Origin of the sequence: Dactylosporangium sp. NPDC005572 (genome assembly GCF_040605515.1) — a bacterium.
Lineage (GTDB): Bacteria > Actinomycetota > Actinomycetes > Mycobacteriales > Micromonosporaceae > Dactylosporangium.
On the sequence record NZ_JBEXCY010000082.1, the window covers coordinates 38,429 to 46,198 of the forward strand.

Sequence of the window (7,770 nt, forward strand, 5' to 3'; positions counted from 1 at the left end):
CGAGCCGGTCACCGGAATGGCCTGCGGCGGACGCACCGGCTCACCCGGCGCCGGCACGTGCGGCACGGGCCGGCCGTGCTGGATCACCGGCGCGCTCGGCGGCTGCGACCAGGGCGAACCAGATTGGGCCGAGCCACCGGGCGAACCGCCGGCCGGAGGCTCATCCTCGGACGGACGCCGGCCGTCGACGCTTTCCTCCGGTGGCCAGAAACCGTCCTCCACTGCGTGCCCTCCCACCCACTCGCCGCTCCCCACCGTATGCGACCCGAATACCGCCGCCAACCGGTCCTTACGGAGCGTGAGAAGGTGTTACGGGATGTACACGGCCCAGGCCGCGCGCTCCATCCACCACGAGCGCTTGCGGTTCAGCGACCCCTCCACGCCGTCGTCGACGAACGGCACGTCCACGCGCGGGGTCACCGCGACGGCCCGGCCGTGGGCCCGGCGGACCTCGATCTCGACCCGGGGCTGACGGAAGAGGCGACGGGATGCCCGCGGCAGCGCCACGGCCACATCCAGTACACCGTCATCCGCCGAAGGACCGGAGACCAGCGGAAGCCCGTCCACCGTCGCGTAGCGGGACGCGTTGGCGATCACCGACATCAGCATTGGCTCGGTGCCGTCGGCCAGGACGGCGTCATCGACCTCGACCCGGGCCAGGAACGTGCGGGCGGACCCGCGGGCGTCGACGCCGCCGATCAGGGCGCCGTCCAGGGTGACCGAGCCACCGTCGTTGCGCAGCAGGTCGAGGCGGCGGGTGCGGCCGCCGAGCACGGCCGCGGCGACCGCGGCGGGCTCGCGGGGCAGGCCGAGGCGGGTCGCCAGGTCGGTGGCGTCCGGCCCGAGCGGCAGGATGCCGATCGGCGGCAGGTCGGGGACCGTGCGGTCGTCGGGCAGGTCGTCGGGCCGCTTGGAGGGCGCGGGCGCGTGCATCCGGACCAGCCGCCGCATGACCGCGCGCAGCTGTGCGTCGGCCGCGGTCGCCACGATGATCCGGGCATCCGTGCGCAGCGCCTCGTCGATCTCGGCGTCGGTGTGCGCGACCACGGTCCGGACCTCGGCACTTGCCGTGCGGAGGGCGTCTCGGCAGGCAAGAATGGGGGTACGCGTGCCGCACGCGCCGTTGTCGCAGGCACACTCCGTGCCTTCGCCGAGCGCGAGCACCACGACGTCGACCACCGTTGTCAGCCTTCCTCAGAGGAAACACACAGCATGAGGTTGTTAGCCTGGCAGCCCGGGTGACCGAGCGGTCGCCCGACCCCCTTTGGAGGGCGAGCAGAGATGCCAGCGATCGTGCTCATCGGCGCACAGTGGGGCGACGAGGGCAAGGGCAAGGTTACCGACATGATTGGCGGCGGCGTCGACTACGTCGTGCGCTTCTCGGGCGGCAATAACGCAGGTCACACCGTGGTGACGCCGGACGGGCAGAAGTTCGCCCTGCACCTCATGCCCTCCGGGGCGCTGTGGCCCAACGCCGCGATCGTCATCGGCAACGGCGTCGTCATCGACCCGAAGGTGCTGCTCGCCGAGATCGACGGCCTGGCCGAGCGGGGCGTCGACGTGTCCCGCCTGATGATCTCGGGTGACGCACACCTCATCATGCCCCACCACCGGGCCCTCGACCGGGTCGTCGAGCGGTACCTCGGCTCGTCCCGCATCGGCACCACCGGCCGCGGCATCGGCCCCGCCTACGGCGACAAGGTGAGCCGCATGGGCATCCGGGTGCAGGACCTGCTCGACCCCGGCATCCTGCGCAAGAAGCTGGAGATCGTGCTCCGCGAGCGCAACCAGGTGCTGTTCAAGGTCTACAACCGCAAGGAGATCGACGTCGACGCGGTGGTCGAGGAGTACCTCACCTACGCCGAGCGCCTCCGCCCGTACATCACGGACACCCGCGCGGTCCTGTGGCGCGGCCTCGAGGAGGGCCGCACGGTCCTGCTGGAGGGCGCCCAGGCCACGATGCTCGACATGGACCACGGCACCTACCCGTTCGTGACGTCGTCCAACCCGTCCGCGGGCGGCGCCTGCGTCGGCTCGGGCATCCCGCCCACCGCGATCAACCAGGTCATCGGCGTCACCAAGGCCTACACCACGCGGGTCGGCTCGGGCCCGTTCCCGACCGAGCTCTTCGACGAGAACGGCGTGCACCTGCGCAAGGTCGGCCGGGAGTACGGCACGACCACCGGCCGGGAGCGCCGCACGGGCTGGTACGACGCGGTCGTCGCGCGCTACGCCACCCGGCTCAACGGCATCACCGACCTGGTCGTCACCAAGTTGGACGTGCTCTCCGGGCTGGAGAAGGTGCCGCTGTGCGTCGCCTACGACGTCGACGGCAAGCGCACCGACGACATGCCGATGACCCAGACCGAGTTCCACCACGCCGTGCCGATCTACGAGGAGCTGCCCGGCTGGTGGGAGGACATCTCCCAGGCCCGCGAGTTCAGCGACCTGCCGGTCAACGCCCAGCGGTACATCGAGCGGATCGAGGAGCTCGCCGGCACCCGCGTGTCCATCGTCGGAGTGGGACCGGGCCGGGACGAAAACGTCATTCGGCACGCACTGCTCTAGGCTTTCCAGGTGCGCGTACTGCTGATCGGAACCGGTGGCCGGGAACACGCCATCGCCGCTGCCCTGGCCGCCGACCCGGCCGTGACCATGCTCGTCTGCGCGCCCGGCAACCCGGGCATGGCCGCGCTGGGCGAGCTGGCCGACGTCGACCCGCTCGACCCGGCGGCTGTGGCCGCGCTGGCCGTCGAGCGCACGGCGGACCTCGTGGTCGTCGGGCCGGAGGCGCCGCTGGTGGCCGGGGTCGCCGATGCGGTACGGGCGAAGGGCATTCCCTGCTATGGGCCCTCCCAGGCGGCCGCGGCCCTGGAGGGCTCGAAGGCCTTCGCCAAGGACGTCATGCGGGCCGCGGGGGTCCCGACCGCCCGCTCGTTCGTGTGCACCACGCCCGACGAGCTGGCCCGGGCGCTCGACGAGTTCGGCGCGCCGTATGTGGTCAAGGACGACGGCCTGGCCGCCGGCAAGGGTGTCATCGTCACCGACGATCGGGACGCGGCCCTGGCCCACGGCGCCGCCTGCGAGCGGGTCGTCGTCGAGGAGTACCTCGCCGGCCCCGAGGTGTCGCTTTTCGTCGTCACCGACGGCACCGCCGCGGTACCGCTGCAGCCCGCCCAGGACTTCAAGCGCATCTTCGACGGCGACCTGGGCCCGAACACCGGCGGCATGGGCGCCTACTCGCCGCTGCCCTGGGCGCCGCCCGACCTCGTCGACCAGGTCATGGCCGAGGTGGTCCAGCCGACCCTGGCCGAGATGCGCCACCGCGGTGCGCCCTTCGTGGGCACGCTCTACGTCGGCCTGGCGATCACCGCCGGCGGCCCCAAGGTCATCGAGTTCAACTGCCGCTTCGGCGACCCGGAGACCCAGGTCGTCCTGGCCCGCCTGGAGACACCGCTGGCCGGCGTCCTGCACGCCGCGGCAGTCGGCCAGCTGGCCGAGGACCCGCCGCTGGCCTGGCGCTCCGGCGCCGCGGTCTGCGTCGTGATGGCCAGCGCGGGCTACCCGGAGTCGGCCCGCAAGGGCGACGTGATCACCGGCGCCGACGGCGTCCCGGGCGTGATCCACGCCGGCACGGCCCGCCGCGCCGACGGCGCGCTCGTCACCGCCGGTGGCCGGGTCCTGACCTGCACGGCCGGTGGCCCGACCCTGGCCGAGGCCCGTGATGCGGCGTATGCCCTGGTCCAGGGCGTCGAGTTCGAGGGCGCCCAGTTCCGCACGGACATCGCGCTGGCTGCCGTCGAGGACCGGGTGTCGGTACCTTCTCACGGAGCGTGAGGCGGCCATCGGCCGATCGGCCACATGTCCGTCGCGATTGCCGGGCTGGGGGCTGATCGGTCCGAATCGTCGCCGCTGACCCTCTTCGAAGCGGCGCCGCTTTTCTGCTTGGCCCAGGCAACCCGCGCCCGGGGACGCTCCGTTCTGAGTGCGTGACGGAGCACGCCTACCGCGAGTACGTCGCGGCCAACCTGGAGCGGTTGCGCCGCACGGCGTACCTCCTGTGCGGCGATTGGCACACGGCCGACGACCTGACGTCGACCGTGCTGGTCAAGCTGTTCCGCCACTGGCGCCGCGCCGCCGCCTTCGAGCACCTCGACGCCTACGTGCGGCGGATGCTCGTGCGCGCGTGGCTGGACGAGCGGCGCCGGCCTTGGCGTCGGGAGGCGGCGGTGGCGGTACTGCCGGAGCCCCCGACGCCATCCGAAGACCCGGACCAGCGGCTGGCGGTGTTGACCCTCCTCGACGAGCTGCCGCCGCGCCGGCGGGCGGTGCTGGTGCTGCGGTACTTCTGCGATCTCTCCGTGGAGGAGACCGCGGAGGTGCTCGGCTGCAGCGAAGGCACCGTCAAGAGCCAGTCGTCCCGGGCCCTGGACACCCTGCGCGGCCTGATGGAAGGGGACCCGCTGTGGACCTGACCGAGGCGATGTACGCCGCCACCGAGTCGGCGCCGCCCACCCGGATCGACGTCGACGCCCTGATCGCCGGCGAGCGCCGCCGCTCGCTGCGTCGGCACCGCCTGACCGCCGCGGGCGTGGTCATGGCCGCGCTGGCCGGCACGCTCGCCCTCCCGCAGACCGGCACGAACCCGCCACCGCCGCCACCCTGCCCGGAGCCGTCGTTCGACGATGGGTTCGTGGTCGACGACCCGCCCCGGGTCCCGGTCGTGGAGGACTGCCACGCCACGACCGCCCGGCTCAGCGTGGCGGTGACCGCCGTGGTCCGCCGCGAGCTGCGGTGGGTCGACCTCAGCCCGATGCCGGCAGTCGTCCAGCGGCAGGCGCTGCACCGTGTCGGCTACTCGGCCGGTTTCCAGGTCGGCCCCGACCCGATCCTCCATTCCACCGTCACCATCGAGGTCTACGCCTCGAAGAGCTCGCCTGCGGAGTTCCGGGTGGAGGCCGCGATCCGGTGCCCACGGCCGAACATCATCGGCAACGACTGCGCGGTCACCGAGGTCGACGGCGCCGTGCTCCTGATCTCCCGCAGGTACTACCCGGGCGGTGTCCGCTCCGGCTTCAGTGCCGAGATCGTGCGACCGGACGGCACCGGCGTCGGAGTGAGCGGCGCGGGGACCGGGCTCGAGGCGATCCCCCCGCCGTTCGGGGAGGCGGAGATCGTCGCGATCGCCACCTCCCCCGAGCTCACGCTCTATCCATAGCCGCCTGCCGGGCCGTCACCGCCGAGATCGCGCGACCCCGGACCTGCGACACCGTGAAGGTCCACAGGCCGACCGTCGCCGACTCGCCGGGCGCGGTCGGCAGGTGGCCGAGCATCGCCAGGACCAGGCCGGCGATCGTCGTGTAGCCGCTGCCGGGCAGCCGCTCCAGGTCGATGCCGATGTCCGGCAGGTCGTGGATCGGGAACGAGCCCGGCAGCAGCAGGCTGCCGTCGTTCTGCCGCTGGACCTGCTGGATGTCCTTGTCGGTCTCGTCGTAGATCTCACCCACGACCTCCTCGATGAGGTCCTCCAGGGTGACGATCCCGTCGATGGCGCCGCGCTCGTCGACGACCAGGGCCAGCTGCTGCCGCTCCGCCTTGAACCGCTGGAGCGCCTGGGCGACCGGCAGCGACTCGGGCAGCAGCAGCGCCGGGCGCATCACCGCCCGGACCGGGCCGTCGGCCCGGATCAGGTCCGCCCAGTGCACGATGCCGATCGCCGAGTCGAGGTCGCCGTTGGAGACGACCGGCGCCCGCGAGTGGCCGGTGGCGGCCAGCTCGGCCGCGGCCTCCCGGGCCGACAGGTCGGCGTTGAGGGAGAGCACGGACGGGCGCGGCACGAGCACCTCGCGCAGCGTGCGTCCGACGATCTCCACCGCCCCGGCGATGATCAGGCGCTGCTGGCGGCTGAACGAACGCTGGGTGGCCACCAGGTCGCGCAGCTCCTCCGGGCTGATCTCGTCCTGGCGCAGGTTCGGATCGGCACCCGCCAGCCGCACCACGAGGTCGCTGGACTTGCCGAGCACCCAGTTGACCGGCCGGAGGGCGGTCGACAGGAAGTACAACGGCCGGGCCACCAGCATCGCCCACGGCTCGGCCCGCTGCATGGCGATCCGCTTGGGGGCGAGCTCGCCGATGACCAGCGTCACGAACGTGAGTGCCAGGGTGACCAGCACGATCGCCACGACGTTGGCGCCGCCACCGAGAAAGTCGAGCAGCGGCACCACCGGCTCGGCCAGCGAGACGGCCGCCGTCGCCGAGGCGAGGAAGCCGGCCAGCGTGATGCCGATCTGGATGGTCGAGAGGAAGCGGTTGGGGTCACGGGCCAGCTTGACCAGCGTGCGGCCCGCTCCGCCCTGCCGCTCCAAGCGCCGGAGCTGGCCCTCCCGCAGCGAGATGAGCGCCATCTCGCTGCCGGAGAACGCCGCGTTGAGCAATGTCAGCACCAGGACGAGCGTGAGCTCGATCCACGTTGAGTTCATCGATGCCGCCGCAAGAGCGGCTCGGTACTACTGACGTCCACCGACCAAGCGTAGCGACGTTACCTGGGAAAAAGCTGACGGCGCACGATCTTGCCGGTGGCGTTGCGGGGCAGGGCCGGGATGTAGTACACGTCGCGGGGCACCGAGAAGCGGGCCAGGCGGTGCCGCACGTACTCGCGGACCGCGTCGGGCTCGACCCACTCGCCGTCGTGGAGCGCGATCCAGGCGGCGAGCCGCTGGCCGAACTCGTCGTCGGGCACGCCCGCCACCGCGACCTCGCGGACCTGCGGCAGCTCGGCGATCACGTCCTCGACGGCCGCCGGGTACACGTTCTCGCCGCCCGAGATCACCATGTCGTCCTCGCGGCCGTCGACGAACAGCAGCCCGTCGTTCGACAGGTGCCCCAGGTCGCCGGTGGCCAGCAGGTCGCCGTGGGTCTCCCGGCCGGTCCCGTTGGTGTACCCCTCGAAGAGCATGTCGTTGCCCACGAAGATCCGCCCGACCACACCGATCGGCAGGTCACGCCCGGCCTCGTCGAGGATCGCCACGCGGGTGCCCTTCGGCGGCCGACCCGCCGTGCCCGGCGCCGCGAGCAGCTCGCCGGGCGTGGCGATCGACGCCCACGACGCCTCGGTCGAGCCGTAGAGGTTGTACAGCACGTCGCCGTACACCTGCATGAATCGCGTCGCGAGCGGACCGGTCAGCGCCGATCCGGACGTCGCCACGACCCGCAGCGTGGGAATCGCGCCCGGGCTCTCCAGCAACCGCTGCAGCATCACCGGCACCGCGAACAGCGACGTGCACTCGTTGGACCGCATGGACTCCACAGTGGACGCCGGGGTGAACCGGCGGGTGACCACGATCGTTCCGCGCAGCGCCAGACACAGCTGCAGCGCGGCCAGCCCCCACGTGTGGAACAGCGGCGCGGCCACGAACATCCGCTCGCCCGCGTTCAGCGGGATGCGCGACACCACCGTGGCGAGCGGGCCCAAACCCGCCGGGTTGCGCCGTTTGGCGCCCTTGGGTGCTCCAGTGGTACCGGAGGTCAGCACGACGACGGACCCCGCGACCTCCGGCGGCTCCAGCTCCGCCGACGGGGACCGCTGGATCAGCGAGTCGATGCGCTCGACGGCCACCCGGGGCAGGTGCGGCGGCATCGCCGCGAGCAGGCCGAGCAGGGCCTCGTCGTGCAGCAGCAGCATGAGGCCCTGGTCGTGCGCGACCGCCTCCAGCTGCGCGTTGCCGAGGCCGGTGTTGACCAGGACGGCCTGACCGCCGAGGGCGATCACCG

7 protein-coding genes are annotated in these 7,770 nt (G+C 72.4%); 4 read left to right on the forward strand and 3 right to left on the reverse strand.

Going from position 1 to position 7,770, the window contains the following annotated elements; translation table 11 throughout:
• Positions 1-309 precede the first annotated feature (309 nt).
• Positions 310-1,179 carry a diacylglycerol kinase family protein gene (locus tag ABZS66_RS32245; protein ID WP_354764282.1) on the reverse strand — a complete coding sequence of 290 codons (870 nt, stop codon included), beginning with the start codon at positions 1,177-1,179 and terminating at the stop codon, positions 310-312.
• 102 nt (positions 1,180-1,281) lie between these two features.
• Here ABZS66_RS32245 and ABZS66_RS32250 point away from each other — a divergent pair, with 102 nt between their 5' ends.
• The 4 genes from ABZS66_RS32250 (at position 1,282) to ABZS66_RS32265 (ending at position 5,218) form a co-directional block, all read left to right on the forward strand.
• Complete coding sequence (locus ABZS66_RS32250) at positions 1,282-2,568, forward strand: adenylosuccinate synthase (protein ID WP_354764284.1); 1,287 nt, start codon at positions 1,282-1,284, stop codon at positions 2,566-2,568.
• 9 nt (positions 2,569-2,577) lie between these two features.
• Positions 2,578-3,837, forward strand: coding sequence for a phosphoribosylamine--glycine ligase (gene purD / locus ABZS66_RS32255; RefSeq protein ID WP_354764286.1), 1,260 nt, complete (start codon positions 2,578-2,580; stop codon positions 3,835-3,837).
• Positions 3,838-3,989: 152 nt separating this feature from the next.
• The gene (locus ABZS66_RS32260; RefSeq protein WP_354764288.1) at positions 3,990-4,475 is read left to right on the forward strand and encodes a SigE family RNA polymerase sigma factor; all 486 of its coding nucleotides are present in this window, start codon (positions 3,990-3,992) and stop codon (positions 4,473-4,475) included.
• Positions 4,466-5,218 (forward strand): hypothetical protein, encoded by a 753-nt coding sequence (locus ABZS66_RS32265; protein ID WP_354764290.1) that lies wholly within the window; start codon positions 4,466-4,468, stop codon positions 5,216-5,218. The genes ABZS66_RS32260 and ABZS66_RS32265 overlap by 10 nt, the downstream gene beginning before the upstream one ends.
• On the opposite strand, the gene ABZS66_RS32270 is transcribed toward ABZS66_RS32265, so the two are convergent.
• Both ABZS66_RS32270 and ABZS66_RS32275 read right to left on the reverse strand, forming a co-directional pair.
• Entirely contained in the window at positions 5,202-6,479 is a 1,278-nt protein-coding gene (locus ABZS66_RS32270) for a hemolysin family protein (RefSeq protein WP_354764292.1), read from the reverse strand. The two genes, ABZS66_RS32265 and ABZS66_RS32270, sit on opposite strands and share 17 nt — an antisense overlap.
• A 59-nt stretch (positions 6,480-6,538) precedes the next feature.
• A partial coding sequence (locus tag ABZS66_RS32275) for an AMP-binding protein (protein WP_354764294.1) occupies positions 6,539-7,770 on the reverse strand: 1,232 nt, incomplete at its 5' end.